Source organism: Streptomyces sp. NPDC048419 (genome assembly GCF_043200415.1).
GTDB lineage: Bacteria > Actinomycetota > Actinomycetes > Streptomycetales > Streptomycetaceae > Streptomyces.
On sequence record NZ_JBICXT010000001.1, the window covers coordinates 266,316 to 291,228 of the forward strand.

21 protein-coding genes are annotated in these 24,913 nt (G+C 72.5%); 4 read left to right on the top strand and 17 right to left on the bottom strand.

Features of this window, described 5'->3' with window-relative positions; all coding sequences use genetic code 11:
• Nucleotides 1–5: 5 nt before the first annotated feature.
• Genes ACGFYN_RS01150 through ACGFYN_RS01175 form a run of 6 tightly spaced genes read right to left on the bottom strand, consistent with a single transcriptional unit; the run spans nt 6 to nt 6,910 of the window.
• Nucleotides 6–776 (bottom strand): GvpL/GvpF family gas vesicle protein, encoded by a 771-nt coding sequence (locus ACGFYN_RS01150; protein ID WP_393863605.1) that lies wholly within the window; start codon nt 774–776, stop codon nt 6–8.
• The gene (locus ACGFYN_RS01155; protein WP_393863606.1) at nt 773–1,207 is read right to left on the bottom strand and encodes a gas vesicle structural protein GvpA; all 435 of its coding nucleotides are present in this window, start codon (nt 1,205–1,207) and stop codon (nt 773–775) included. The genes ACGFYN_RS01150 and ACGFYN_RS01155 overlap by 4 nt, the downstream gene beginning before the upstream one ends.
• 43 nt (nt 1,208–1,250) lie before the next feature.
• Nucleotides 1,251–1,607, bottom strand: a complete 357-nt coding sequence (locus ACGFYN_RS01160; protein ID WP_393863607.1) for a gas vesicle protein — start codon at nt 1,605–1,607, stop codon at nt 1,251–1,253.
• Between the two features lie 46 nt (nt 1,608–1,653).
• A complete protein-coding gene (gene ligD, locus ACGFYN_RS01165) occupies nt 1,654–2,583 on the bottom strand; it encodes a non-homologous end-joining DNA ligase (protein ID WP_393863608.1) in 930 nt (309 codons plus the stop codon).
• Complete coding sequence (locus ACGFYN_RS01170) at nt 2,580–4,427, bottom strand: transketolase (protein WP_393863609.1); 1,848 nt, start codon at nt 4,425–4,427, stop codon at nt 2,580–2,582. Before ACGFYN_RS01170 ends, ligD begins: the two co-directional genes overlap by 4 nt.
• The gene (locus tag ACGFYN_RS01175) at nt 4,424–6,910 is read right to left on the bottom strand and encodes an FAD-dependent oxidoreductase (RefSeq protein WP_393863610.1); all 2,487 of its coding nucleotides are present in this window, start codon (nt 6,908–6,910) and stop codon (nt 4,424–4,426) included. Before ACGFYN_RS01175 ends, ACGFYN_RS01170 begins: the two co-directional genes overlap by 4 nt.
• Nucleotides 6,911–7,075: 165 nt before the next feature.
• Here ACGFYN_RS01175 and ACGFYN_RS01180 point away from each other — a divergent pair, with 165 nt between their 5' ends.
• The gene (locus tag ACGFYN_RS01180) at nt 7,076–8,035 is read left to right on the top strand and encodes a TIGR03557 family F420-dependent LLM class oxidoreductase (RefSeq protein WP_393863611.1); all 960 of its coding nucleotides are present in this window, start codon (nt 7,076–7,078) and stop codon (nt 8,033–8,035) included.
• Nucleotides 8,036–8,045: 10 nt separating this feature from the next.
• On the top strand, nt 8,046–9,137 hold the full coding sequence (locus ACGFYN_RS01185) for an enolase C-terminal domain-like protein (RefSeq protein WP_393863612.1): 1,092 nt from the start codon (nt 8,046–8,048) through the stop codon (nt 9,135–9,137).
• 77 nt (nt 9,138–9,214) lie between these two features.
• On the opposite strand, the gene ACGFYN_RS01190 is transcribed toward ACGFYN_RS01185, so the two are convergent.
• Both ACGFYN_RS01190 and ACGFYN_RS01195 read right to left on the bottom strand, forming a co-directional pair.
• Complete coding sequence (locus ACGFYN_RS01190) at nt 9,215–10,252, bottom strand: SDR family oxidoreductase (protein WP_393863613.1); 1,038 nt, start codon at nt 10,250–10,252, stop codon at nt 9,215–9,217.
• Nucleotides 10,253–10,258: 6 nt separating this feature from the next.
• Nucleotides 10,259–10,786 carry a phage holin family protein gene (locus tag ACGFYN_RS01195; RefSeq protein WP_393863614.1) on the bottom strand — a complete coding sequence of 176 codons (528 nt, stop codon included), beginning with the start codon at nt 10,784–10,786 and terminating at the stop codon, nt 10,259–10,261.
• A 130-nt stretch (nt 10,787–10,916) separates the two neighbouring features.
• Here ACGFYN_RS01195 and ACGFYN_RS01200 point away from each other — a divergent pair, with 130 nt between their 5' ends.
• Nucleotides 10,917–11,264, top strand: coding sequence for a VOC family protein (locus ACGFYN_RS01200; protein ID WP_393863615.1), 348 nt, complete (start codon nt 10,917–10,919; stop codon nt 11,262–11,264).
• Nucleotides 11,265–11,269: 5 nt separating this feature from the next.
• Here the strand turns inward: ACGFYN_RS01200 and ACGFYN_RS01205 are convergent, their stop codons facing one another.
• Entirely contained in the window at nt 11,270–13,234 is a 1,965-nt protein-coding gene (locus ACGFYN_RS01205) for a DUF5107 domain-containing protein (protein WP_393863616.1), read from the bottom strand.
• Nucleotides 13,235–13,415: 181 nt separating this feature from the next.
• Here ACGFYN_RS01205 and ACGFYN_RS01210 point away from each other — a divergent pair, with 181 nt between their 5' ends.
• The gene (locus ACGFYN_RS01210; protein ID WP_393863617.1) at nt 13,416–13,763 is read left to right on the top strand and encodes a DUF6204 family protein; all 348 of its coding nucleotides are present in this window, start codon (nt 13,416–13,418) and stop codon (nt 13,761–13,763) included.
• On the opposite strand, the gene ACGFYN_RS01215 is transcribed toward ACGFYN_RS01210, so the two are convergent.
• From ACGFYN_RS01215 to ACGFYN_RS01250, 8 genes are all read right to left on the bottom strand, one after another.
• On the bottom strand, nt 13,735–14,310 hold the full coding sequence (locus tag ACGFYN_RS01215) for a GNAT family N-acetyltransferase (protein ID WP_393863618.1): 576 nt from the start codon (nt 14,308–14,310) through the stop codon (nt 13,735–13,737). The genes ACGFYN_RS01210 and ACGFYN_RS01215 overlap by 29 nt on opposite strands.
• A 20-nt stretch (nt 14,311–14,330) precedes the next feature.
• Nucleotides 14,331–16,103 carry a CocE/NonD family hydrolase gene (locus tag ACGFYN_RS01220; RefSeq protein ID WP_393863619.1) on the bottom strand — a complete coding sequence of 591 codons (1,773 nt, stop codon included), beginning with the start codon at nt 16,101–16,103 and terminating at the stop codon, nt 14,331–14,333.
• A 131-nt stretch (nt 16,104–16,234) separates the two neighbouring features.
• Complete coding sequence (locus tag ACGFYN_RS01225; RefSeq protein WP_393863620.1) at nt 16,235–17,170, bottom strand: LD-carboxypeptidase; 936 nt, start codon at nt 17,168–17,170, stop codon at nt 16,235–16,237.
• The gene (locus ACGFYN_RS01230; protein WP_393863621.1) at nt 17,167–19,158 is read right to left on the bottom strand and encodes a prolyl oligopeptidase family serine peptidase; all 1,992 of its coding nucleotides are present in this window, start codon (nt 19,156–19,158) and stop codon (nt 17,167–17,169) included. The genes ACGFYN_RS01225 and ACGFYN_RS01230 overlap by 4 nt, the downstream gene beginning before the upstream one ends.
• Nucleotides 19,159–19,175: 17 nt before the next feature.
• Nucleotides 19,176–20,480, bottom strand: coding sequence for a M20/M25/M40 family metallo-hydrolase (locus ACGFYN_RS01235; protein WP_393863622.1), 1,305 nt, complete (start codon nt 20,478–20,480; stop codon nt 19,176–19,178).
• Nucleotides 20,473–21,306 carry a M55 family metallopeptidase gene (locus ACGFYN_RS01240; protein ID WP_393863623.1) on the bottom strand — a complete coding sequence of 278 codons (834 nt, stop codon included), beginning with the start codon at nt 21,304–21,306 and terminating at the stop codon, nt 20,473–20,475. Before ACGFYN_RS01240 ends, ACGFYN_RS01235 begins: the two co-directional genes overlap by 8 nt.
• Nucleotides 21,307–21,356: 50 nt before the next feature.
• A complete protein-coding gene (locus ACGFYN_RS01245; RefSeq protein ID WP_393863624.1) occupies nt 21,357–22,106 on the bottom strand; it encodes a class I SAM-dependent methyltransferase in 750 nt (249 codons plus the stop codon).
• A 158-nt stretch (nt 22,107–22,264) separates the two neighbouring features.
• A complete protein-coding gene (locus ACGFYN_RS01250; protein WP_393863625.1) occupies nt 22,265–24,787 on the bottom strand; it encodes a SpoIIE family protein phosphatase in 2,523 nt (840 codons plus the stop codon).
• Nucleotides 24,788–24,913 lie beyond the last annotated feature (126 nt).

Sequence of the window (24,913 nt, forward strand, 5' to 3'; positions counted from 1 at the left end):
GTGGCTCACTCCTGAGCGACGCCCTGACCCGCTCCGCCGATCGCGTGCTCCGCCGAGTCGGGCTCGACGAAGCTGTAGGGCGGCAACGGGCCGTTGACGCGCAGTTCGATGTGCGTATGGCCCTTGCGGAACTCCTCCACCGCACCCAGGAACTGCTCGGCAGTCCCGCGGTCCACGAGGAAGGAAAGATTGGCCAGCCACCCGCTGGACTCCGGGCCCACGCTGATGTCGGCGGCGGTCGGTTCCAGAGTGCGCCGCAGTTCGGCCCCATCCTCGATCTCGCGCGCCTGCACGGCGGCCACGACCATCTCGCCGAGCCGCAGCCGGTCGTCGTAACTCCCTCCGCCCGACTGCCGGTTGGCCTCGGTCATGGAGCGGACCTCGGGGTTCTCGGCCATCACACGGTGCAGGACGGCGTCTTCCTGGTGTGTGGCCTTGACGTTGTACTCGACCTTGCCGTCCAGCGCCCTGAGGCGCTCCTTGTAGTGGTCGGCGCGGTCCGCGAGCACGCCCGTGACCGCGTCGTCACCCTCCGCGACGCTGCCGAACCGCATGGGCAGCACGACGGCCGCCGCGCCCGCCTCGGCGAGCACGTTCTGGTGGGCGAGCAGGTCCTTGCGCTTGGGCCGCAGCCCCTCGGGGGCGTCGCTCACGACGGCCGCGAGGTCGCCCTCCTTGAGGATGCGCACCGGGCGCGGCGGGTCGCCGACACCCCCCATACCCTCGGGAAGCGCCGGGTGGGAGCTCTCGGTGATGCCGTAGACGTACGTACTCACTCCGACTCCTCCCTCCTGCGCGAGGACGTGGACTTACGGGCGCGCGGACGGGACTCGGTCTCCTTCTCGCGGCCCTCTCCACGTGCCTCCTTGAAGGCGCCGGAGATGGTCTCCGCGGCTCCGGAGAGTGCGCCCTTGGACTTGCCGCGGGCACCGGATTCGGTGACCTCGCCGACGATTTCGGGCAGGCCGGGGCTCTTGTTGGGGCCGGACTCGAGGTCGAGGCGGTTGCACGCCTCGGCGAAGCGCAGATAGGTGTCGACGCTGGCCACGACGACACGCACATCTATCTTGAGGATCTCGATGCCGACCAGGGAGACCCGCACGAAGGCGTCGATGACGAGACCCCTGTCGAGGACGAGTTCCAGAACGTCGTAGAGACCGCTGGAGCCGCCTCCACCGCCGGTCTGCTGTGCCGGGACAACGGTCATATCGACCGTTCCTCCTTTTCTGTATGAGTGGCGGGACGGCGGCCTAGCGGCCGCCGCCTCTGCGTGCGTCGGAACGCCCGCGTTCGTACCGGCGTACGCGCCGGTAACCGGTCAGCTGCCCCTCGGAGTCGAGGTCGACCTGATAGCTCGCCATCAGGCTCATCGTGTCCGGCACACGTGCCAGCTCGAGGACCTCGACCTCCAACGACCAGCCGTCCTCCGTCTGTTCGAAGGACGACACGGTCTCGGCGGCCATGCCGGTCAGCTCCGTGAGCTGACCGCGCGCATCGCGCAGGATCTCCATGGGGCTCGGCCGCTTTTCCGCCACGCCGTTTCCTTTGTCCGAATTCCGAGACTTCTGCGAATTCTCTGGATCTTGTGAGTTTTTGGTGTTGGACATGGCCACCTCTTGCTTGCGGGTGGCCGCTATGTCGGCGGTCAAACATTCACGCGGCACGCAACGCGTCCAGCCTGCGGCGGGCAGGCCCGAGAGCGCGGCCGCGGCCCATGACGCCGTCCCAGGGGTCGGACCGGGCCTGTGCCACGGCGTCGGCGATGGTCCAGCGGCGGGCGTGCAGGGCCGGGTCGTCCAGCTGGGACCAGGCGATCGGGGTGGCCACCGGGGCGCCGGGACGGACCCGGACGGTGAGCGGCGCGACCGCGGTCTGCGCATAGGCGTTGCGGCCGATGTCGAGGTAGAGCCGGTCACCGCGCTCCTTCTTGCGGGCGGCGGTGGTGAGCCGGTCGGGATGCGCCCCGGCCAGGGTGTCGGCGACGTCCCGGGCGAAGGCGCGGACCTCGTCGAAGTCGTGGTGCCCGTTCAGCGGCACGACCACGTGCAGCCCGCGCGAACCGGTGGTCATCAGCCCCGACGGCAGATTCAGCTCCCCGAGCAGGTCGCCGAGCAGGGAGGCCGCCTCGCGCACCGCCTCGAAGTCGTCCCCGGCCGGGTCGAGGTCGAAGACCATGCGGTCGGGCCGCTCGAGACTCCCGACGCGGGACAGCCAGCGGTGCAGGGTGACGGCGGCCTGGTCGGCGAGATAGAGCAGGGTGGGGGCGTCCTCGCACACGGTGTGGCAGACCGTGCCGCCCTCCTTGGTGACCTCGACCCGCGTGATCCACTCCGGGTAGCTCTCCGGGGTGTTCTTCTGCATGAAGCGCGGGCCGCCGAGCCCGTCCGGATGCCGCTCCAGCATCAGTGGGCGGCCGCGCAGATGGGGCAGCATCAGGGGCGCGGCGGACCGGTAGTAGTCGGCCAGGTCGCCCTTGGTGTACTCCTTCGCGTCGCCCTCCGCCGGGAAGAGCACCTTGCCGGTCCGGTGGACCCGAACCGTGCGGCGCCCGGCCCGCACGGTGCGTACGTCATCGTCACTCACCGCACGACCGCCTCCTCGACCAGCAGCTTCCCGGCTGCGGCGATCGCCTCGGCGTCGATGCCGGCCGCGTGCAGCTGCTCCTTGGGGGAGGCCGAGCCGGGCATCGTACGGACGGCCAGGCGCACCAGCCGCGGCACGGGCCGCCCGTCGAGGAACGCGTCCAGGACGGCGTCGCCGATGCCGCCCTCCTCGTGGTGGTCCTCCACGGTGATCAGGCAGCCGGTGTCCTCGGCGGCCGTGCGCAGGGTCTCCCGGTCGACGGGCTTGACCGAGTAGAGGTCGATCACTCGGGCCTGGATGCCGTCGCGGGCCAGCGCGTCGGCGGCGGCCAGCGCCTCGGGCACGGTGACGCCCGCGGCGACCAGGGTCAGCCGGTCGCCGGACGAGGAGCGCAGCACCTTGCTGCCGCCGATGGGGAACTCCTCGTCGGGGCCGTAGATCACCTTGCTCTCGCCGCGCGAGGTGCGCAGGTACCGGATGCCCTCGCAGCCGGCCATCGCGGCGACGAGCTGCGCGGTCTGGTTGGCGTCGCACGGGTACAGCACGGTCGAGCCGTACACGGCACGCATCATCGCCAGGTCCTCCACGCCCATCTGGGAGGGGCCGTCCTGGCCGATGGCGATGCCCGCGTGGCTGCCGACGAGGTTGATGCCGGCGCCGCTGACGGACGCCATGCGCACGAAGTCGTAGGCGCGGGTCAGGAACGCCGCGAACGTGCCGGCGTAGGGGACCCAGCCGCGGGAGGCGAGTCCCACGGCCGCCGCGACCATCTGCTGCTCGGCGATGTAGCACTCGAAGTACCGCTCGGGGTGCTCCTTGGCGAAGAACTCGGACCGGGTGGAGTCGCCGACCTCGCCGTCGAGGACGACGACGTCGCCGCGTCCGCCGCCGAGGGCGGCCAGCGCCTCCCCGTAGGCGTTACGGGTGGCGACCTCATCTCCCTTGTCGTAGCGGGGCAGTTCGACGTGCCCGGCGCGTACGGCGTGCAGCATGCGGGCGGCGGGCGGCTCCTGCACCCGGACGCGGAGGTCGCGCCGGCCGCCGAGTTCGGCGATCGCCTCGTCGGCGTCCGGCAGGGGCTTGCCGTGCAGTCCCTCGCGGTCCTGGACGGCCTCGACGCCCTTGCCCTTGAGGGTGCGGGCGATGATCGCGGTCGGCTGTCCGGTGGTGGACAGCGCCTCGCCGTACGCCCGGTCGATCGCGTCCACGTCGTGCCCGTCCACCTCGATCGTGTGCCAGCCGAAGGCCTGGAAGCGGCGGGCGTAGGCGTCGAGGTCGTGCCCGTGCCGGGTCGGGCCGCGCTGGCCGAGGCGGTTGACGTCGACGATCGCGGTGAGGTTGTCGAGACGCTCGTACGCGGCCTGCTCGGCGGCCTCCCAGATGGAGCCCTCGGCCATCTCGCTGTCGCCGCACAGCACCCACACGCGGTATCCGGACTGGTCAAGCCGCTTGCCGGACAGCGCGATGCCTACGCCGACGGGGAGCCCCTGGCCGAGCGAGCCGGTGGCCGTCTCGACCCACGGCAGCCTGCGCGGCGTCGGATGCCCTTCGAGTCGGCTGCCCAGCTTGCGGAAGGTGAGCAGCTCCTCGTCGTCGATGGCGCCGGCCGCCTTGTACGCGGCGTAGAGCAGGGGCGAGGCGTGTCCCTTGGACAGGACGAAGCGGTCGTTGCCGGGGTGGGCGGGCCGCTCGAAGTCGTAACGGAGATGGTGCGCGAGCAGAACGGCCATCAGGTCCGCGGCAGACATCGAGGACGTCGGATGCCCGGACCCCGCGGCCTGCGCCGCACGCACCCCGTCCACACGCAACTGCTGCGCGAGCTCGACGAGTTCATCGGTGTTCATGAGTCTCCCTCCGCGGGTATGTCGGTACGCCGGACGGGGCCGGGGGGTTCGGCCGGCTCAGCGCCCGGGAGTTTTTTGGCGGGGGTGGTGCCGCCGGGGTGATTCTTGGCGGGGGTGGTGCCGCCGGGGTGATTCTTGGCGGGGGTGGCGCGCGGTTGGTGCTTGGCGGGTGCGCCACCGGAAGAGTTCTTGGCGGGTGCGCCACCGGAAGGGTTCTTGGCGGAGGCGCCTCCGGGGTGGGGCTTGGCGGGGGCGTCGCCGGGCGGGGGCTTGGCAGGTGCGCCAGCGGGGTGGGGCTTGCCGGAAGCGCCGCCGGGCGGGGGCTTGGCAGGTGCGCCAGCGGGGTGGGGCTTGCCGGAAGCGCCGCCGGGCGGGGGCTTGGCAGGTGCGCCACCGGGGTTGCTCGTCGCGGGTGCGCCGCCCTCGGGCTGGTTCTTCGCGGGCTCACCGCCCGGCTGCCTCTTCGCGGACTCCCCACCCGGCTGCTCCTTCGCCGGCTCCCCGCCCGGCTGCCTCTTCGCGGACTCACCGCCCGGCTGCTCCTTCGCCGGCTCCCCGCCCGGCTGCCTCTTCGCGGACTCCCCACCCGGCCGCTTCTTCGCGGGCTCCCCACCCGGCTGCTTCTTCTCCGGTTCGCCACTAGGCTGCTGCCTGGCAGCTTCGGCGTCCGGCCGCCTCTTCGAGGGCTCAACGCCAAGCTGCTCCTTCCCAGCCTCCGCGCTCTGTCGGCTCTTCGCGGGCTCGCCACCGGATTGTTTCTTCGCGGCGTCGCCGCCCGGCGACTTGGTCGCAGCCGCGGCTCCCCCTTCCTCCTTCTCAACCTCGGCGTCCGCCTCCTTCTCGGCGGCCTCAACGCCCGCCTGCTTCTTGGCCTTTCTGCCACCCGAGCGGCGTTTCGCGGCCTGCCCGCCCGTCTGCTTCTTCGTGGTCCCATCGCCCGCGCGGCTCTTCGCCGACCTGCCGCCGGGCCGGTCCTTCGAAGGCTCCGTACCCGACCGGCTGGTTGCGGACTCCGTGCCCAACCGGCTCTCCGCAGGCCCCGTACCCGACCGGCTGGTTGCGGACTCCCCGCCGGGCGGGCTCTCAGCAAACTCGGCGCCCGACGGGCTCTTCCCGGGCTCCCCGGCGTCAGCCGGGCTCTCCGCAGGCTCGCCGCCGGGCGGACTCACCGCCCCCTCCCCCTCCGGTACCCGGGCCAGTTCCGGTGATGCGGTGTCCAGGGGGACCGACCAGGAGCGTACGAGGCCCAACTGGACGCCCTGGCGGGGCAGTACGGCGTCGAGGAGCCAGTCCGCGGCGACACGTATGCGGTTGGCGGGCATCGCCGCGAGGTGGTATCCGCGGGTGACCGCGCCGGCGAGCACGTCGGGCAGATGGATGCCGAGCGGGTTGGCGGCAGCCTTCGTGCCGCCCAGGTCGACGACGAAGCCCAGGTCGCGATGACTGTAGGTGCGCCGCTCTCCGGCGCCCAGGGACGCGGCGACGTTCTGCGCCACGACCTTGCCGTGCCGCCAGGCGTGCTGCGCGGTCATCGGCGTGTACTTCCCCGGGTCGTTCAGATCCGGCACCGCGGCGGCGTCACCGCACGCGAACACCTCCGGCCGCCCCGGCAGTTGGAGGTGCGGATCGACGAGCAGCCGCCCCCGCTCCAGCGGCTGCCCAATGCTCTCGACCAGCGGATCAGGCCGCACCCCGACGCACCACACGAGCGTGCGGGTTTCGACGAACTCGCCGTCGCTCAGCAGCACTCCGTCATGCGTGGCCTCCTTCACGGAGGTACCCATGCGCACCTCGACCCCGCGCTCCCGCAGCACCCGGTCGGCGGTGCGCGAGAGCCGCTCGTCCAGTTCGGGCAGGACGCGCGGCGCGATGTCGAGCAGCAGCCAGCGCGGCCGCATACCGTGCCGCAGCGGGTGCTTGCGGACCTGCGCCTCGGTGTACCGCTGCCCCTGCGCCGCGACCTCGGTGCCGGTGTAGCCCGCGCCCACCACCACGAACGTGCACCGGGCGGCGCAGCTCCGCGGGTCGTCGGCGACCGCGGCGAGCTCCACCTGCCGGGTGACGTGGTCGCGCAGGTACAGCGCCTCGGGCAGCCCCCTGAACCCGTGCGCGTGCTCGGCGACCCCCGGGATCGGCAGCAGCTTGTTGACGCTGCCGACGGCCAGCACGAGCCGGTCGTAGGGCAGCGTGCCGCGCCCGCCCTCGGGGTCGGTGTAGTGCACGACGCGCCCGTCGAGGTCGACGGAGTCCGCCTGCCCGAGCACCGGCCGGACGTGCGGCAGGGTACCGGACAGGGAGACCGCCACCCGGCGCGGTTCCAGGATCCCGGCGGCGACCTGGGGCAGCAGGGGCAGATACAGGAAGTAGTCGGTCGGGTTCAGCAGGGTGATGTCGGCCTTGCCCCGTGCCAGCCGCGAGAGGTCACGGGCAGTGCGGTACCCGGCGAAGCCGGCACCGACGATCACGATGCGGGGTCGAGCCACGGTTCGCCTCCGGCGCTGTCGCGTACGTCGTGCGGAGCCTTCCGCGTCCCCCTGGTCAGGGCGCCCAAACTGGTCACAGCACCCGAAGGTGGACCGGTTGCCGCCGCGGGCGCCGGGTACCCGGACGGCGTCCGCTCGGACCCGAACCCACCGGAGGTGCCCCCCATGCCCGAGTACGGCTATTTCCTCTCCTGTGAGGAGTTCGGTCCAGCGGACCTCGTCGAGCAGGCGAGGATGGCCGAGCAGGCCGGATTCCGGTCGCTGTGGATCTCGGACCACTACCACCCCTGGAACGACGCGCAGGGCCAGAGTGCCTTCGTGTGGTCCGTGATCGGCGCGCTCTCGGAGGCGGTGTCGCTGCCGATCGAGACGGCGGTCACCTGCCCGACCGTGCGGATCCACCCGGCGGTGGTGGCGCAGGCCGCGGCGACCACGGCCGTGATGACGAACGGCCGCTTCCGGCTCGGCGTGGGCACGGGCGAGGCGCTCAACGAGCACGTCCTCGGGCACGTCTGGCCGCCCGCGACCGTCCGCATGGAGATGCTGGAGGAGTCGATCCAGATCATGCGCCGGCTGTTCACCGGCGAGGAGGTCACCCACTACGGCACGCACTACAAGGTGGAAAACGCCCGCCTCTACACGATCCCCGACGAGCCCGTGCCGATCGACATCTCCGGCTTCGGCCCGGCCGCCACGAAACTCGCGGCCCGCGTGGGCGACGGTTACATCACGATGATGCCCGAGGAGCCGATGGTGGAGCAGTTCCGCAAGGGCGGCGGGGGCGGCAAGCCCGTCAGCGGCGGCACGAAGGTCTGCTACGGCACTGACCGCGAGGAGGCCCTGCGCACCGTCCGCAACCGGTGGTTCAACCAGTTCCTGCCGGGCGAGATGAGCCAGATCCTGCCCTCGCCGAAACACTTCGAGCAGCTGGAGCCGCTGGTCACCGAGGAGATGGTGCGCGAGAACGCGGTGTGCGGGGACGACGTCGACGAACACGTCTCGGCCCTCACCGCCTTCGCCGACGCCGGCTTCGACCGGGTCTACGTCAACCAGATCGGACCGGACCAGCGCGGCTTCTTCGACTTCTACCGTACGAAGGTGCTGCCGCAGCTCCAGCAGTCCTGAAGGAGCGCCGATGAAACTGCACCGTCCCGTCGTGTCCGTGTACACCGTGCCGACCGACGCACCCGAGGCGGACGGCACACTGGCCTGGTCGTCCACGACGATGGTGATCGCGGAGGTGACGGCGGACGAGACGACCGGCACGGGCTGGACGTACGGTCCCCCGGCGGTCGGGGAGTTCGTCCGCGACCAGCTCGCCCCGCTGCTGGAGGGCCGCAGCGCCCTCGACATCCCCGCCGCCCACGACGCGATGTGCCGCGCGGTGCGCAACGCGGGCCGCCCCGGGGTCGCCGCGTGCGCCGTCTCCGCCGTCGACATCGCCCTGTGGGACCTCAAGGCCCGCCTGCTCGAACTCCCCCTGGCCCGCCTGCTCGGCGTGTGCCGCGAGGAGGTCCCGGTCTACGGCAGCGGCGGCTTCACGACGTACCACGACACGCATCTGGCCGCGCAGCTCAACGGCTGGGTGCACGGGCAGCACATCCCGCGCGTCAAGATCAAGATCGGGGAGAGCTGGGGCCGGGAGGTCTCGCGCGACCTGGCCCGGGTCCGCGCGGCTCGCCAAGTCATCGGCCCAGAGGCCGAGTTGTACGTCGACGCCAACGGCGCTTACACCCGCAAGCAGGCGATACGGGTCGGCCGGGCGCTGGCCGAGCTGGGGGTCGGCTGGTTCGAGGAGCCGGTCTCCTCGGACGACCTGACGGGCCTCAGGCTGGTCCGCGACGCGCTGGTGTGCGACGTGGCCGCCGGCGAGTACGGCTACGACCTGCCGTACTTCGCCCGCATGATCACGGCGGGCGCCGTCGACTGCCTGCAGGCCGACGCGACCCGCTGCGGCGGCCTGACGGAGTTCCTGCGCGCCGCCGCGCTGGCGCAGGCGCACGGCCTGGAGATCTCCGCCCACTGCGCCCCGCACGTCCACGCCGCGGCGGCCGCCTCGGTCCCCAACTTCCGCCACATCGAGTGGTTCCACGACCACGTGCGCATCGAGGACATGTTCTTCGACGGGGCGCTGGACCCGACGGGCGGCACGGTACGGCCGCTGACCGGCCTCGGGCACGGTCTGACGCTGCGGACGGACGACGTGGAGGAGTACCAGGTGGCCTAGCGGGTCCGGCGGCACGCGCGCCCGAGCCGTGAGGGCCCGGCCGGTTTCCCGGCCGGGCCCTCACGGCTCGGAGTGGTTCAGGCCCGCACCTTGCGGGCCAGCCTGCCTGCCGCCAGCACTCCGGCCCCGACGGTGAGGGCCGTCCCGACCCGGCCGCGGTTGCGGGACATCCAGTCCTGGGCGCTGCCGTCGTGCGACTCCTCGTCGAAGCGGCCGTGCGCCCCGAAGTCCCGCCCGTGCGGTCCGTCCGCCGGGCTCCACAGATTGCCGAGCTCGCCGTGCTCGCCCTTGTCCTGCTGGGCGTCGAAGCCGGTGCGGGCGAGATAGCGGTCCAGCAGCCCGGGGACGACCGCGTTGGCGACCAGCGTGCCCACCGTCGAGCCGCCGACCCAGTACTCCCGCCGCCGCGCATGGGACGCCGCGTGCACGACCGCCCGGGCCGCGACCTCCGGCTGGTACACCGGCGCGACGGGCCGGGCCCGCCCCGGCATCCGGCTCAGCACCCAGTCGAACTGCGGGGTGTTCATCGCCGGCAGCTGCACCATCGTCGTACGCACCCCGGTGCCCGAGTGCAGCAGCTCGCACCGCAGCGACTCGTTGAACCCCTGGATCGCGTGCTTGGCCCCGCAGTACGCCGACTGCAGCGGAATCCCGCGGTAGGCGAGCGCGGAGCCGACCTGCACGATCGTGCCCCGGTCCCGCGGCAGCATGTGGTGCAGCGCGGCCCGGGTGCCGAACACGCAGCCCAGATACGTCACTTCGGTGACCCGGCGGAACTCGTCCGGGGTGACCTCGGTGAACGGTGCGAAGACTCCGGAGAAGGCGTTGTTGACCCATACGTCGATGTGCCCGAAGGTGTCGACGACCTGCTGGGCCGCGTCCTGCACGGCCTTGGCGTCGGCCATGTCCACGGGGACGACCAGGGCCTCGCCCCCGGATCGCTGCACCTCGTCAGCGGCCGCGGCGAGGCCTTCCCGCCCCCGGGCCAGCAGGGCGACCCGGTCGCCACGGGCGGCGAAGGCCTGGGCCGTGGCCCGCCCCACGCCGCCGCTGGCTCCGGTCACCACCACGGCCCTGCGGTGCTTGAGCTCCGGTCCGCTTCCACGCTTGCGCACTCGGCATCACGCCCGGTGGTGCGGCTGCTCGGGGTCGGTCTCGTCGCCGCGCGGCGCCGTCGTCCCGGTACCGTCGGGCGTGGCCGAGCCCGCCGTGGGCGCGACCGGCGGCACCGGCGGGTACAGCGTGCCCGCACCGGCCCCGGACGGGGGAGACGCGGGCGCCGAGCCGCCGACGACACGGTCGCCCTGGCCCGCGCCCGCCGCGAGGTGGGCGTCGCCTGCGGGGGTGGGCCGGGACGCGTGCGGCCGGGCCGCGCTGCGCAGGACGTAGGCGGCGACGCCCAGGATCGCCGCGGTGATGAGTGCGGCGGCCCAGTCGGGCAGTCCGATCGCCAGGGCCAGGCCCACGGTGAGCGCCACGGCCGCGCCCGCGTACAGGGCGACGGCTCCTGACGCTGCGTACAGCATCGCCGTACGACGCTGCTTGCGAGTCTGTTCGCGCAGTTCGTCACGCACGGCATCGCGCGCCACCTGCGCCAGCTCGTCGACCAGGTGCTTGTCCAGATGCTCCAGATGCTCCAAGCCTTCCATGGGTCGCGGGTACCCGTACAGGCGTACGCATAACGTGCTCCGGCACGCCGGGAGGGCGCCGGGCCGGCCAGGAGAAGGCCGATCGACCGAAACGATCACGTTCCCCGGTCGCCCCAACTAGGCTCGTCGCATGGACATTCTGGGAGCCACGCTGCGCATCTGCGTCGACGACCTGGAGACCGCGGTCCCGTTCTACGAACGGCTCGCGGGCGGCCAGGCCCTCCGCTTCGAACGCGGCGGCGTCCAGGTGGCCGCTGTCGGCTGCTTCCTGCTGATGAGCGGGCCCGAGGCCGAGATCGAGGTGCTGCGCAAGGTCGCCGCGACGATCGCCGTCAAGGACGTCGAGGAGGCCCACCGGGTGCTCACCGAGCTCGGCGCGCACATCGTCGCCGGCCCGGTGGCGACACCGGTGGGCCGCAACCTGATCGCCATGCACCCGGACGGTGCGGTGTACGAGTACGTGGACCGCAACTCGTAGACCTCTCAGGACTCGGGGGGCCGCATCCTGAAGTCGTAGTGCGCGGGGAGCGGTTCGTCGGCCAGCCGTGCCCACAGCCGGCTGATGACCTCCGCGCCCTCGCGCAGGTCCGCCACCTCGAAGCCGGCCCGGAAGACGTCCCGTGCGTCCTCCTGCCGCCCCTCCGCGAGCAGCAACTGGGCCTCCAGCAGCCGGAACCGGCCACGCTCACGGGTGGCCGGGTGCAGCCGCTCCCAGACGGCGCGCGCCTGGTCCGTGCGGCGCGCGGCGAGCAGGGTCTCGATCGCCTCGCGGCCGAGTGCGGCCGTCGCCGCCGTCCACCGGTCCCCGTTGTCGCGCCGTTCCTGGCACAGGTCGTCGAAGGCGTCGGTGTAGCGGTCCGCGGCCCGCTCGTGGTTGCCGGCCTCCCGGTCGGCGACGGCCAGGCAGCGCAGCAACGGCCAGAGGGACGGCGCCAGTTCGAGCGCCCGCTCCCAGCTGCGCACCGCCTGCGCAAGGTCGCCGGCGTGCCACTGGGCCACGCCCAGGTGGTACTCGGTGAGCGGGGTCGCGGGCGCGGTCTCCAGCATGTCCCGCCAGTGCGGGGCGACCAGCGTCTCGCCGGGCGGCCGCACCCGGCGCGGCTCGGGCAGGGCACCGGCGCGCAGCAGGTGCATCCAGGGCTCCTGGGGCTCGCCGAGCGTGCTCTCGTCGAAGGGCGTGCCGGGCAGCTTGAGGCCGGCGCGCAGCACTTCGAGCGCTCCCCAGCCGCAGCCGGTGGCGAGGATCTCGCCGGGTTCGGTGTCGGCGTGCGGGGCCCAGGCGGCGTGGGCGGCGTCGACGCCGGCGCGCGGCAGCGCGGCCTCCAGCCGGGCCTCGGCCCCGTCCACGACGGCCGCCCAGGAGGAACCCTCGGGCGCCGCCTCCAGCGGCCCGTACGCCTCCAACCAGCTCACCTCGCTCTCCGCCTCCAGCCGCACATGCTCCAGCTGGGTACGGGCGAGCCCCGCCTGGATCTCGCAGTAACCCCCGGTGCCCGGTTCGGTGAGCCAGTCCTGCCAGCGCCGCCCGCCGCCTCCGGTGCCCCAGACGAACAGCTTGCGGCCGCGCAGCCCGTCGGTGGACGTCTGCACCAGCCCGTGCCCGTCGGCGTCGAGGGCGGCGATCCAGCGGCGCCGGTCCTCGGGCAGCTCGTAGAAGTAGTCGGCGGCGTACGGGCTGTTGAGGGGATACGTGCGGTCGATGCCCTGGTACGACGGCACGGGCACGCGGCGCAGCCGGTGCTCGTAGCCGAAGTACCAGGCCTCCTCGGCGGGCGCGAGGACCCGGCGCTCCTCCGGCACGGCGATGTTGGACCACCAGTAGACCGGCACCGGCCGCTCGTGCGGGTTGCGGATGCGGACGCCGACGTGCAGGAAATCGGAGTGCCTCGGCAACCACAGGTCGATCTGGAAGGGCAGGTCGCGCAGCCGCTCCCACTCCCACAGGCGGAGCATCTCGCCGCCGTCGGGTGCGGGGACGCGGGCGGCGTGCAGCGGGGCGCAGGACAGGGTGGTGTGGCCGGTGGCGCCGATGTTCCACTCGATACCACCGGAGTACCAGGCGCCGTTGAGCGCGAAGTTGGCGGGCTGGAACACGGGGTTGCGGTAGAGGAGTTCGCGGCCGGTCGGCTTGTGCAGGAGGGAGGCGACCCGGCCGCCGAGGCCGGGCAGGACGGTGACGCGCAGCCGGTCGTTCTCCAGCACGAGGACCTCGAGGTTCCGGGGCTCGCGCGCTCTGCCGTAGCCGTCCCGTACGCGCACCGGGAGCAGGCTGCGCAGGGGCTCGTAGCCCGCCTGCCGCGCCATGTCGCGCGGCAGCTCCTCCAGGTCGCGGTCGTCGATGCGGTGTACCTCGTGGAGAAGCCTCAGCGGGGGCAGGGGGTTGTCCGGCCCCAACTGCGCCGCGGGCAGCGTCAGTACCTCACGTCGGATCGTCGTCACGATCACCATGGAAGCGGCTAGCCGGTGAGCTGACCAGGGGAGGTATCGGTCAGGATTACGCAAAGGTGCCCGGGGCGGGCGGGGGCAGGCGCGGGTCGGAGGGGGCGGCGAGCACCACGAAATTCCGCGTGCGCCTCGTCCTCGCCGACGTACAGTCGGGCCCTTGACGGAATAGGACACGGGAGCAGGAATGAGCGAGCAGCACACGTACCGGGTGATCGTCCGGGGCACCTGGGACGGGCTGACGGACGAGGCCCGGCAGCGGCTGCTCGCCGAGGCCGGCGAGCACGGCATGACGAGCATGCGGTTCACCGAGGAGGGATCGCTGTCGTACGAACCGGCGCCGCTGAAGCACTTCTCGATGCGCTACGTCGTGGTGTCCGACGCGGCGGACGGCGAGGAGATGGCGGCCGCGATCGCCGAGGACCGCGCCGAGAGCACGCTCACCGGCCTCGGCCACGGCTTCCGCGACCTCAGGTCGACCGTCACCGACCTCGACACCATGAAGATCAACCGGAAGTCCGCATCTCGACGGTGATCGCCCACCGCTCGTGGTCCCGCCAGTCGCCGTCGATGTAGATCATCTTCGGTGAGAAACCCTCGAGGCGGAAGCCGCAGGAGCGGGCCAGAGCGATGGACCCGGCGTTCTGCGGCTGCACGTTGATCTCGAGCCGGTGCAGCCGCATCGGGCCGAAGGCGTGGTCCACGACGAGGTTCAGCCCCTCGCGCATCAGTCCGCGCCCGGCGGCGTGCGCGAAGGCGCCGTAGCCGAGCGCGCCGCACTGGAAGCCGCCCTCGACGATGTTGTTGATGTTGATGAAACCGGCGATGGCCCCGTCGCCGTGCTCACCGCCCGTCCCGCCGCCCTTCTCGCAGACCAGGAACCCGGCCTTGGTCGGGTCCTCGATCAGCCGGCTCGCGTACGCGGTGTACGCGCTCGGCGAGTCCGGCGGGAACAGCCAGGGCTGGTGCAGCTCCTTGCTCTCGCGGGCGCGGGCGCTGAACTCGGCGCCGTCCTCGTAGCTGAAGTGACGTATGCCCACGCGGGGGCCTTCGGCGAGATAGCGGGATGCGGTGTGCGGCATCCCGCCACCCTACGGCGGGGTCATCCCCCCAGCACGGGCAATTCCAGCGCCCCGGCGTCCCCGGGCGAGCTGATCACCGTCACCGGCTTGATGCCCCGGTTGCCGAAGTACGCGTCGTCGCTGGCCGCGATCACGAACCGCAGCCGGTGCCCCTTCTCGTACCGGTGCACGATGCCCGGCAGCGTCACGGTGAAGCTCTTGCCGACGTCCGGCACCCGGACCGGCGCGACCAGCCGGTGCACCAGCGTCGTGCTGCCGTCGGGCGCGATGTCGTAGAGCTTGGCGAACAGCACGAGCCGGTCGGCGGCGTTGCCGGAGTTCTGCGCCCGCGCGGCCGTCGGGGAGAGGACCTTGAGGGTGGCCCGGGGCGCGCCGACGAGGTCGGTGGCGCGGGCGAGCGGTTCGCTGGTCCAGCCGAGATAGGTGCCCGCGGTGTCGTACGGCCCCGGGTCCGGCAGTCCCACCGTCCCGGCCAGCGAGCTCTCCGAATGGCTCGTGGGGGTCAACGCGTTGACGTAGGTGCGGCTGCCGCGGGCGACCTTGCGGCGGTTGTCGACGAGCTTGCCGTCGCCGGAGAGGTAGTAGGTCCGGCTGAGTGCGGGGAGCCGGCCGGCGGTGGCGTAGGTGTGCGCCGGGTCGGTGATCCAGTCGCGGTAGTAGGCGAAGGCCGGGCCGGTGTCGGTGTTCCGCCCGTGCAGATAGCGGTCGAACCAGGAGAGGATCCGCCTGCCGACGTAGGAGGACTCCAAGTTGCCCTTGGTGAGGTCGAGTTCACCGCTCGCCGGGTCGGTGATGCCGCCGCTGTGCCCCCACGACTGCCAGATCATCTTGGCGGTGGTGCCCTGCGCCGTGAGCGTCCGGTACGTCGCGGCCGCCTCGTTGAGGTTGAACAGGCTGTCGGCCTGCCCCTGGATCAGCAGGGTGGGCGCCTTGACGCGGCTCAGGTACGACACCGGGGAGACGCTGCGGGCGTAGGCGAGCATGGCGGCGGTCGGGGCGGCGCGGTAACTCCCGGAGTTCAGCGTGCGGATGGTGTCGCAGGCCTTGGTGACGAAGTGCAGGCAGGTGAGCGAGTTGTAGCGGGAGGGGTCCAGGTTCGGCCGGGTCAGCGGCTGGCCCTCGCCGATGAGGTAGAAGCCGTTGGTCCACTGCCACTTGAAGGCGCCCGGGACGGTGCTGGAGGCGTTGTTCGGGTCGAGCGAGTACGTGAGGTCGTGCCAGGTGATCAGGGGGACGAGCGCGTCGACGCGGTGGTCGACCGCGGCCGTCGCCATCTGGATGGCGCCGCCGTACGAACCGCCGATCATGCCGACCCGCGGGTCACCCGCGCGATCCAGGGTGACGTAGTCGGCGCGGGTGCCGTCGTCGGCGGCGCGCTTGCCGCCGAGGAAGTCGATGAGCCGTGAGGCGGCCGTGCCGTCGACACCGGGGTCGTCGAGCGAGATCAGGCAGCCGGAGTTGCCGAAGCCGAGCCCGGAGTAGATCAGGGACACGTAGCCACGCTCCGCGAAGGCCTTGCCGATGGCGTCGGTCGAGCCGTCGGACTTGCTGCCGCCGAAGCCGTTCGTGGCGACCACGGCCGGGGCGGGGCGAGCGCGGTCGACGCCCACGGGGCGGTACAGGTCGGCGTCGACCGTGCAGCTGCGGCCACCCGCCTGGACGGTGAACTGCAGCGCGGAGACGGTGTATTGGCCGGCCGAGGCCGCCGGCGCGGTGAGTGACAGGGGTGCGGCGAGCACCGCGCCCAGGGCGAGGGCGAGAGTCGCTCGGGATCTGGGCACGCGTCGGGACACTGAGACCTCCACACTCGGGACAGCCCTGCTTACCGACCAGTAAGTACCGGCCGGTTGTCATGGTGTGACACGTGTCAGACGAGGTCAATCGCCCAGTCGAGTGTTGTTGACGGACATTCAGTGAAGGTCGCTCAGCGCAGGGCGGGCTGATCGAGCGTCAAGGTGCACGCGTCCGCGTCCAGTTCGGCCCGCACGCCGAAGGGGACCGTCAACGCGCCCTCGCAGTGCCCGAATCCGAACTCCTCGACGACGGGGACACCGAGGCCGGCGAGCCGGTCGACGAGCACCGTGCGCACGGCGCCGTAGGGACCGCACTCCTCCCACGACCCGAGCGCGATCCCCGTGACGCCGTCCAGCCACCCGCTGCGCAGCAACTGGGTCAGCATCCGGTCGACGCGGTACGGGCGTTCGCCGACGTCCTCGAGCAGCAGCAGCCCGCCCCGGGCTCCGTCGCGGGCGTGCGGCGTGCCGACGTCGGTGGCGAGCAGGGCCAGGCAGCCGCCCAGCGTGACGCCCCGGGCCCGCCCCGGCACCAGGGTGGCGCCGGTGGACGCGATGGTACGGGCCTGCTCCGGCGCGAACAGCGTGGTCCGCAGGTGCTCCTGCCCCCGCGCGTTCTTGATGAAGTCGATACCGGCGGCGGCCGGGCCGTAGAGGGTGACCAGGCCCAGCCGGGTGGCGAACGCCTGGTGCAGCGTGGTGGCGTCGCTGAAGCCGACGAGCACCTTGGGCCCCGCGGCCCGCATCGCCCCCCAGTCGAGCAGATCGACCATCCGCTGCGCCCCGTAGCCGCCCCGCGCGTACAGCACGGCGTCCACCGACGGGTCGCACCAGGCGCGCTGCAGATCGGCGGCGCGGTCCGCATCCGTGCCCGACAGGTAGTCCAACTCGCCGTGCCGGCCGAGCACATGGGGTGCCACCACGGGGTCGAGGTCCCAGCCGCGCAGCACGTCGAGCCCCGCCTGCACCCTCTCCTCGGGCACGGGCCCGCTGGCGGCGACGACGGCCACGCGGGCGCCGGGCGCCAGCCGCGAGGGCCGCCGCAGTTCTTGGACGTGCTCGCTCACTTGGACAGCTCCAGGGTCGGGACGCCCTGCGGATTGAGGCCGAACACCTGGGCGTACAGGGAGAGTTCGGACTCCAGGACACGGATCATGGTGTCGGCCCGGCGGAACCCGTGTCCCTCCCCCTCGAAGGCGATGTACGCGTGCGGCACGCGGCGTCCCTCCATCCGTTCCAGGAACCGCTCGCACTGCGCGGGCGGGCAGATCACGTCGTCCAGCCCCTGGAGCAGCAGGAAGGGCGCGGTGATGCGGTCGGCGTGCTCGGCCGGCGAGCGCTCCGCGTACCGGCCGGGCACCTCGGCGAGCGGCCCGATCAGCGTCTCCAGGTACTGCGACTCGAAGTCGTGCGTCTCCCCCGCGCCCCAGCCGGCGAGGTCGAGGATGGGGTAGAGGATCGTGCCGCAGGCGTACACGTCGGTGACGGTGAGCGAGGCGGCCGACGTCCAGCCGCCCGCGCTGCCGCCGCGGATCGCCAGCCGCGCGCGGTCGGCGGTGCCCTCCTCGGCGAGCGCGAGGGCGACCGCCGCGCAGTCCTCGACGTCGACCACGCCCCACTGCTCGCGCAGCCGACCCCGGTACTCGCGCCCGTGCCCGGTCGAGCCGCCGTAGTTGACCTCGGCGACGCCGATGCCCCGGGAGGTGAAGTAGGCGATCTCCAGGTCGAGCACGAGGGGCGCCCGGCTGGTGGGGCCGCCGTGCACCCAGACGACGTAGGGCGGCAGCTCGTCACCGGGCGCGACACAGCCGGGGTTGTGGGGCGGGTAGATGTGCGCGTGGATGTCGCGTCCGGCGGGACCCGTGAAGGTGCGGATCTGCGGCTCGGGGTAGTAGGCGGGGTCGACGGCGTCGTCGTGCTCGGCGCCGATCACCCGGGCCCGTCCGGTCCGCATGTCCAGTTCCACGACCTCGTACGCGCTGCGCGGACTGGCCCCGACGGTGACGACCCTCCCCCACCCTTCGGGCGGGGGGACCCCCATCTCGCTTCGCTCGCCGTACACCGCGAGGGTGGGGGCGAACTCGGTCCAGGGACCGGCCGCGTCGACGACCTCGCCGGTCTCGGGGTCCAGTATCCCGAGCGCGGTGGCGCCGCGGCCGTGCACGACGGCGATCGGGCCGCCGGGCAGCGGGGCGAACCAGCGCTGGCCGAGCTTCCACAGCGGCCCGCCGAACTCCTCCTCGCGGGCGCAGAGCGGAACGCCGTCGCGGTAGAGGTTCCACCAGCCGGAGCGGTCGCTCGCGTACAGCAGCGCGCCGTCGGCGGCCCACTCCGCCTGGGCGATCGACTCGTCCGCTCCGCCGGCGACCGTACGCGCCTGGCGAAAGGTTCCGGCGTCGTCGATCCCGGCGACGATCAGCTCCGTGCCGTCCCACGGCATACGGGGGTGGTCCCAGGCCAGCCAGGCCGCGCGCCGCCCGTCGGGCGAGAGGCGGGGGCCGGTGACGAACCGGTGCCGGGCGTCGGTGAGTTCACGTACGGCGTCCCGGTCCTGGGCCGCCGAGCCGTCCAGCGGCACCGCGGCCAGGACGCGGCGCACATCGGTGGGCCCGTCGCCGGTGAACTCCTCCAGCACGCCCCACACCTCACCGCGTCCGGTGAGCACCTGCGGCTCCGCCCAGCGCAGTCCGCCACCCACCTGGGACACCGGGGTGAGGGGGCGCGGTTCGCCTCCGGGCTCGTAGCGGTAGAGCCGCTGGTCGGCGAAGTTCACGAACACCACGAGCGGCCGGCCGTCCACCACGGTGCCGTCCCAGGGCCGGCCGCCGTACTCGATGACGCGGCTGCGCACGTTCCACGGGGCGGGCAGCACCGCCTCCTCGCGGCCGTCGGCGCGCCGCCGCACCAGGGTGCGTCTGCCGCCCTCGGCGGGACGGGGCTCGGTCCACCACGCCTCGTCCCCGACGAAGCCGACGAACTCGGGGCGCCCGTCGTGCGCGGCGGCGAGCGCCGCGTGGATGGGCGAGGGCCAGGATCCGTATGCCAGCGTCTGCACGTTCTCCCCCACCTTGCTCAGGCCGTCCGCAGGAACCGGTCGAGTACCCGCACACCGAAGTGCAGCGCCTCGACCGGGACCCTTTCGTCGACTCCGTGGAACATGGCCTGATAGTCGTAGCCCTCCGGGAGCCGCAGTGGCGTGAACCCGTATCCGGTGATGCCGAGGCGCGAGAACTGCTTGGCGTCGGTGCCGCCGGACATGCAGTACGGCACGATGTGCCCCTCGGGTGCGAACTCCTGGAGCGCCGCGCACATCTTCGCGTACGTCGGTGAGTCCAGCGGCGCCTGGAGGGCCACCTCCCGGTGGTAGAACTCCCACTCCACGTCGGGCCCGGTGAGCCGGTCGAGGGTCTCGCGGAACTCGTCCTCGCTGTCCGGAAGATAGCGGCCGTCGACATGGGCGACGGCCTCCCCCGGGATCACGTTGACCTTGTAACCGGCGTCCAGCATGGTCGGGTTGGCACTGTTGCGGACGGTCGACTCGACCAGCTTGGCGGCCGGGCCGAGCTTCTTCAGCAGTGCGTCGACGTCGTCCAGGTCGGACTCGAGGCCGTAGAGCTCGGCGAGTGCGGCCAGCGCGGCCCGCACGGTCGGGGTCGGCCGCAGCGGCCACTCGTACTCGCCGATGCGGGTGATGGCGGCCGAGAGCCGGGTGACGGCGTTCTCCTTGTTCACCTTGGAGCCGTGCCCGGCCCGCCCGCGCGCGGTGAGCCGCAGCCAGCCCGTGCCGCGCTCACCGGCCGCGACCGGGTAGATCTGCCGGCCGCTGCCGTCGTGGAACGTGAACGCCCCGGACTCGCTGACGCCCTCGGTGCAGCCCTCGAAGTGCCCCGCGTGCTCGTCGGCGAGGAACCCGGAGCCGTCCCGGGCGCTGTCCTCCTCGTCGGCGGTGAACGCGACGACGACGTCGCGCCGGGGCCGGATGCCCTCGCGCGCCCAGGACCGCACGATCGCGAGGATCATCGCGTCCATGTTCTTCATGTCGACCGCGCCGCGCCCCCACACCACCCCGTCGACGACCTCCCCGGAGAAGGGGTGCACGCTCCAGTCCGCGGCCTGGGCCGGGACGACGTCCAGGTGACCGTGGACGAGCAGCGCCCCGGCCGACGGGTCGGTCCCCTCGACGCGGGCCACGACGTTGGTCCGCCCCTCCGTGCGCTCCAGGAGCGTGGGTTCGAGCCCCGCCCCGGCCAGCTGCTCGGCCGCGTACTCGGCCGCGGGCCGCTCTCTGCAGTCCCCGGCGCCCCGGTTGGTCGTGTCGATGCGGATGAGATCGGAGGTGAACCGGACGACCTCGTCCAGCGCCTGCCCGTCAGCCATACTGCTCCTCCACCGCGGCCGAGACGATCGTCGTGACCGCCTTGAAGGTACGGATGCACTCGTACATGGCGGCGCTGGTGTACGCCACCTTCCGCTCACCGATCCGGTCCACACCCGGCACTACGGTGGCGGACATCGCGAGGTGCTCGGCGTCGAACTCCAGGGCCATGGTGAACGGCCCCGCCTGCACCGGCTCGTGACGGACCGCCAGCCGTGCTGCCTCCTTGGCGGCGGCCCGGATGTCGGCGGCGGTCCTGGACGGCGTACGGCACACGGCGGCGTACCGCGAGACATGGTCCTTGACGGCCACCTTCAGCGCCTCGGGCGCGTATCCGAGCGCGTCCTCGCAGGCCACGTCGTCGCCGGTGACGAGGACGACGGGTACCCCGAACTCGGCGACGACGTGCGCGTTGAGCAACCCCTCGCTGGCCCGTACGTCGTTCAGCCACACGCCGGTGAGGGAGTTGGCGAGATACGTGTGCGCGAGGACCCCCTCCATCCCGGCCCCGGCGTGATAACCGACGAAGGCGATCCCGTCCACGTCCCCGTGCTGCACGCCCTCCACCATGGACAGGGACTTGTGCCGCCCGGTGAGCATCTCGGTGCGCTCGTCCAGCTGCTCCAGGAGCAGATTGCGCATGCTCCAGTGGGCCTCGTTGACGACGACCTCGTCCGCCCCGCCGTCGAAGAACCCCAGCGCCGCGGCGTTCACGTCCGAGGTGAACATCGAACGGCACCGCTCCCACTGCGCAGTGCCCGGCAGCACATCGGCCGGCCAGGTCACCCCTGTGGCACCCTCCATGTCGGCGCTGATCAGGATCTTCATGGTGCGTCACGTTACGCGCCGCGGGCCGGGCGGGCCAGGAAGCGGCCGTGTCAGACGGCCCTCGGGGGAGCCCCTCCGTTCGTGCGCCCCGCCACCAGCCACTTCGACGGCAGCTCGATCCGGGTGCCGTTGGGCGCCGACTCCGTGGTGGTCAGGGGCAGTTCGCCGCTCGCCAGGACGGTGAGCCCGGCCGCGCGCACGTATTCGGGCACGGCGTCGTCGGCCACCTCGCCCGGTGCGATGCCGTGCTGGAAGATCGGGGCGAGCTTGGGCGGCGGTCCCGCGGGGCTCTGCGCCAGGCCCAGCAGGACGGGCTTGGCGGCCTCGGAGAGTTCCACGAGGAAGAGCCGGCCCCGGTCGCCGACGAGCGCGGCGATCCCGTCCACCATCGGCTGCCGGTCGTCCGGCTCGGCCTGGTGGAGGACACCGCGCACATAGACGTTGACGTCGCCGAGTTCGGCGTGCAGCGTCTCGGTCTCGCCCTTCTCGACGGCGTCCAGCACCCGGTACGTCGCCTGCCCGGCCGGATCGGCGTGCCGGGCGTGGTCGACGGCGGCGCCCGACAGGTCGGCGCCGACGACGTGCCCGAAGCGTTCGGCGAGGAAGCGCGTCTGGGTGCCGTTGCCGCAGCCCAGGTCCACCATCGCCAGACCGGGGTCGGTGAGGTGCGGCTCGAACAGGGCCAGATGGACGCCGGCGGTCAGCGCCGGCTCCGCGTCCCAGAAGACGGCTCCCTGCTCCTCGGGGGCCTCACGCCAGAAGCCCTCCCAGGCCTCCCGGTACCGACTCGTCACGCTCATGACCGACTCCCCAGGGTACGACGCGGTGACCCGCCCCAAGTGACGGGCGAGTACGGTCTATCGCGCCCTCGTCATGGCGACAAGCGCGTCGCGCATTCCTTCACTCCGCATTCGAGAGGTATGCGCTCCCGCGCGCCTCTCGGCCCCCGCGGGTGCGGTCAGCGCCGCGGCAGAGTGAGCTCGAACCAGACGGTCTTGCCCGTCTTCGTACGGCTGGTGCCCCACTCGCGGGCGAGGGTGCTGACCACCCGCAGCCCGCGCCCGAACTCGTCGGACGGACCGGCGCTGCGCAGCGTCGGCAGGTCGTGGTCGTCGTCGTCCACCTCGCACAGCAGGGTGTCGCCCCGGATCAGCCGCAGTTCGACCGGGCGGCTGTGGGAGTGCCGTACGGCATTGGTGACCAGCTCGCTGACCAGCAGCTCGGCGGGGTGGGTGAGCTTGCCGAGCCCCCAGTCGTGGAGCTGTTCGCGGACGACGGCACGCGCACGGCCGACCTCGATCGGGTCGAGGGCCAGGCGCCACTCGGCCACGTCGTCCGGCTCCACGCCGTTGAGCCGGGCCATCAGCAGGGCCACGTCGTCCTTGCGGCCGCCGCGGGTGTTCAGGGCGCGGATGATCATGTCGCAGGCGTCGTCCATGGAGGCGGCCGGGTGCGCCGCGGACTCGCAGAGCGTCGCCAGGCCCAGTTCGATGTCCTCGCCGCGCACCTCGACGAGTCCGTCGGTGCACATCACGAGCCGGTCGCCGGGCTCCACGCGCACGCGTACCGCCTCGAACGGCACTCCGCCGACGCCGATCGGCGCACCCGTCGGCAGGTCGAGCAGATCGCTGCGGCCGTCCCCGGCACGGACCAGGACGGGCGGGATGTGCCCGGCGTTGGCGATGTCCAGTTCGCCCGCGATCGGGTCGTAGACGGCGTACAGGCACGTCGCGAGATAGGTGTCGCCGAGGCGCTGGGCGAGGTCGTCGAGGTTGCGCAGCAGCTGGGCGGGCGGCAGGTCGAGGGCGGCCATGGTCTGCACGGCCGTACGCAACTGGCCCATCATCGCGGCGGAGTTGAGGCCGTGACCCATGACGTCGCCGACGACGAGGGCGGTGCGGGCGCCGGGGAGTTTCACCGAGTCGAACCAGTCGCCGCCGACGCGGCCGAGCAGCGTGCCCGGCAGATAGCGGGTGGCGATGTCGCAGCCCGCCATGCGCGGCGGGATGTGCGGCAGCATGCTGTCCTGGAGGGTCTCGGCGACACTCTCCTGGTAGGTGTACATGCGCGCGTTGTCGAGCACGAGGCCCGCGCGGGCGGCGAGTTCGGCGCCGGTGACGCGGTCCATGTCGTTGAAGACGGGCCGCTCCGGATGGCGCAGCAGGATCATGAAGCCGAGCACGACGTTCCGCGCCTTGAGCGGCACGACCAGCATCGAGCGGTGCGTGATCAGCGGCCGGATGTCGCGCTTCTCGAACTGCGCGGCGATCGCGTGGCCCATCTCCTCGCTGATGCGCGGCACCAGGACGGGCTCGCCGCTGGTCATGCACTGGAAGAACGGCGTGTGCGCGGGGAAGGGCATGGCCTCGCCGACGGGCACGACGTCGTCCCAGCGGCCGGGTTCGTCGGTGTGCTCGAGCGCGACCCGGTGCCACATCGTGGTCGTGTCCGGCACGCCGTCGGGGAACCCCTCGCCGGCGACGACCTGTTCGCGCAGATAGGTGCCGGCGACGTCCGTGAAGCGCGGGACGACGGCCCTGCTGACCTCGACGATGGTGCGCGACAGGTCGAGGGAGGTGCCGATGTGCCCGCTGACCTCCTTGAGGAACTCCAGATGCTCCCGTACGGCCGCGTACTCCAGGTCCTCGCCCTCGTCGGCGAGTTCCCGGGGCACCGGCTGCCCCTCGGCCATCGCGCGGGCCGCAAGCTCGCGGCGGGCCCTGCGCTCGGCGCGCCGCGGCACGCCCCAGTCGGGGGTGACGGGAACCCGGTCGTTCTGGCTGAACTCCAGGATCGGATAGCCCAGTTCGAGGACCTGCGAGACGATGCGGGCGCTCTCGTCGACGCTCATGCTGGGCAGGATCTCGGGCAGCCGTCGGGCCAGCTGCTCGGCCCCGGGGAAGTCCGTGTGCAGGGCGAAGCCGGGCGCGATCCGCTCGAACGCCATGTCGGCGTCGTCGCCGTGTTCGTCCTGCCGGAGCGCGCCCGCGTCGGCGGCGAGCACGAGCAGCCGCTCGTGGCCCGGGCCCACCAGGGGGTACGCCCACCACAGCACGTCCGCGCGCGCGTGCTTCTGCTCGGGAGCGGTCGGGTCGGGAGCCGTCGGGTCGGGAGCGGGAACCGTCAGCCGGGCACGGCCGGCGGCCGGGTAGGAGAGCCTGCCGTCGAGGGAGGACTCGAGGTCGGGGCCGAGTTCGTCGTACGGGGCGAACGCACCGTACGGGGCGACATCGTCGTCATCGGGCAGTGCGCCGGACACGGGCAGCAGGTCGACCGCCGAGCACCCGAGCGCCTCGTCCTTGGGGACCCCGAACAACCGGCCCGCACCCCTGCTCCAGTGGGACACGAGACCGCCGCGGTCCACGACCACCACGGCCAGCGGGACACGGCCGACCGCGGCGGGCTCCGCCGCCACGCCGCCCCCGGCTCCGCGGCTGGGAGGTGTGTCCCTCCCGGTGTCCCGGTCGGTGCCATTTTCCATGGCCCAGGCCCTCTCTCCCCACGGCTCCGCAAGATCTGTGCCGCCTACTCCACGGTACGGCTCCCGCCGGTGGTGATGTGCGGCAATACGGGAATTGGTGCGGCGGGGCGGTCACCCGCGCGCGGG

Coding starts and splice junctions, on each gene's coding strand:
- ACGFYN_RS01155 (WP_393863606.1), bottom strand. CDS start 1,207: ATGACCGTTGTCCCGGCACAGCAGACCGGCGGTGGAGGCGGCTCCAGC.
- ACGFYN_RS01160 (WP_393863607.1), bottom strand. CDS start 1,607: ATGTCCAACACCAAAAACTCACAAGATCCAGAGAATTCGCAGAAGTCT.
- ACGFYN_RS01170 (WP_393863609.1), bottom strand. CDS start 4,427: ATGAACACCGATGAACTCGTCGAGCTCGCGCAGCAGTTGCGTGTGGAC.
- ACGFYN_RS01180 (WP_393863611.1), top strand. CDS start 7,076: ATGCCCGAGTACGGCTATTTCCTCTCCTGTGAGGAGTTCGGTCCAGCG.
- ACGFYN_RS01185 (WP_393863612.1), top strand. CDS start 8,046: ATGAAACTGCACCGTCCCGTCGTGTCCGTGTACACCGTGCCGACCGAC.
- ACGFYN_RS01195 (WP_393863614.1), bottom strand. CDS start 10,786: ATGGAAGGCTTGGAGCATCTGGAGCATCTGGACAAGCACCTGGTCGAC.
- ACGFYN_RS01200 (WP_393863615.1), top strand. CDS start 10,917: ATGGACATTCTGGGAGCCACGCTGCGCATCTGCGTCGACGACCTGGAG.
- ACGFYN_RS01205 (WP_393863616.1), bottom strand. CDS start 13,234: ATGGTGATCGTGACGACGATCCGACGTGAGGTACTGACGCTGCCCGCG.
- ACGFYN_RS01210 (WP_393863617.1), top strand. CDS start 13,416: ATGAGCGAGCAGCACACGTACCGGGTGATCGTCCGGGGCACCTGGGAC.
- ACGFYN_RS01215 (WP_393863618.1), bottom strand. CDS start 14,310: ATGCCGCACACCGCATCCCGCTATCTCGCCGAAGGCCCCCGCGTGGGC.
- ACGFYN_RS01235 (WP_393863622.1), bottom strand. CDS start 20,480: ATGGCTGACGGGCAGGCGCTGGACGAGGTCGTCCGGTTCACCTCCGAT.
- ACGFYN_RS01240 (WP_393863623.1), bottom strand. CDS start 21,306: ATGAAGATCCTGATCAGCGCCGACATGGAGGGTGCCACAGGGGTGACC.
- ACGFYN_RS01245 (WP_393863624.1), bottom strand. CDS start 22,106: ATGAGCGTGACGAGTCGGTACCGGGAGGCCTGGGAGGGCTTCTGGCGT.
- ACGFYN_RS01250 (WP_393863625.1), bottom strand. CDS start 24,787: ATGGAAAATGGCACCGACCGGGACACCGGGAGGGACACACCTCCCAGC.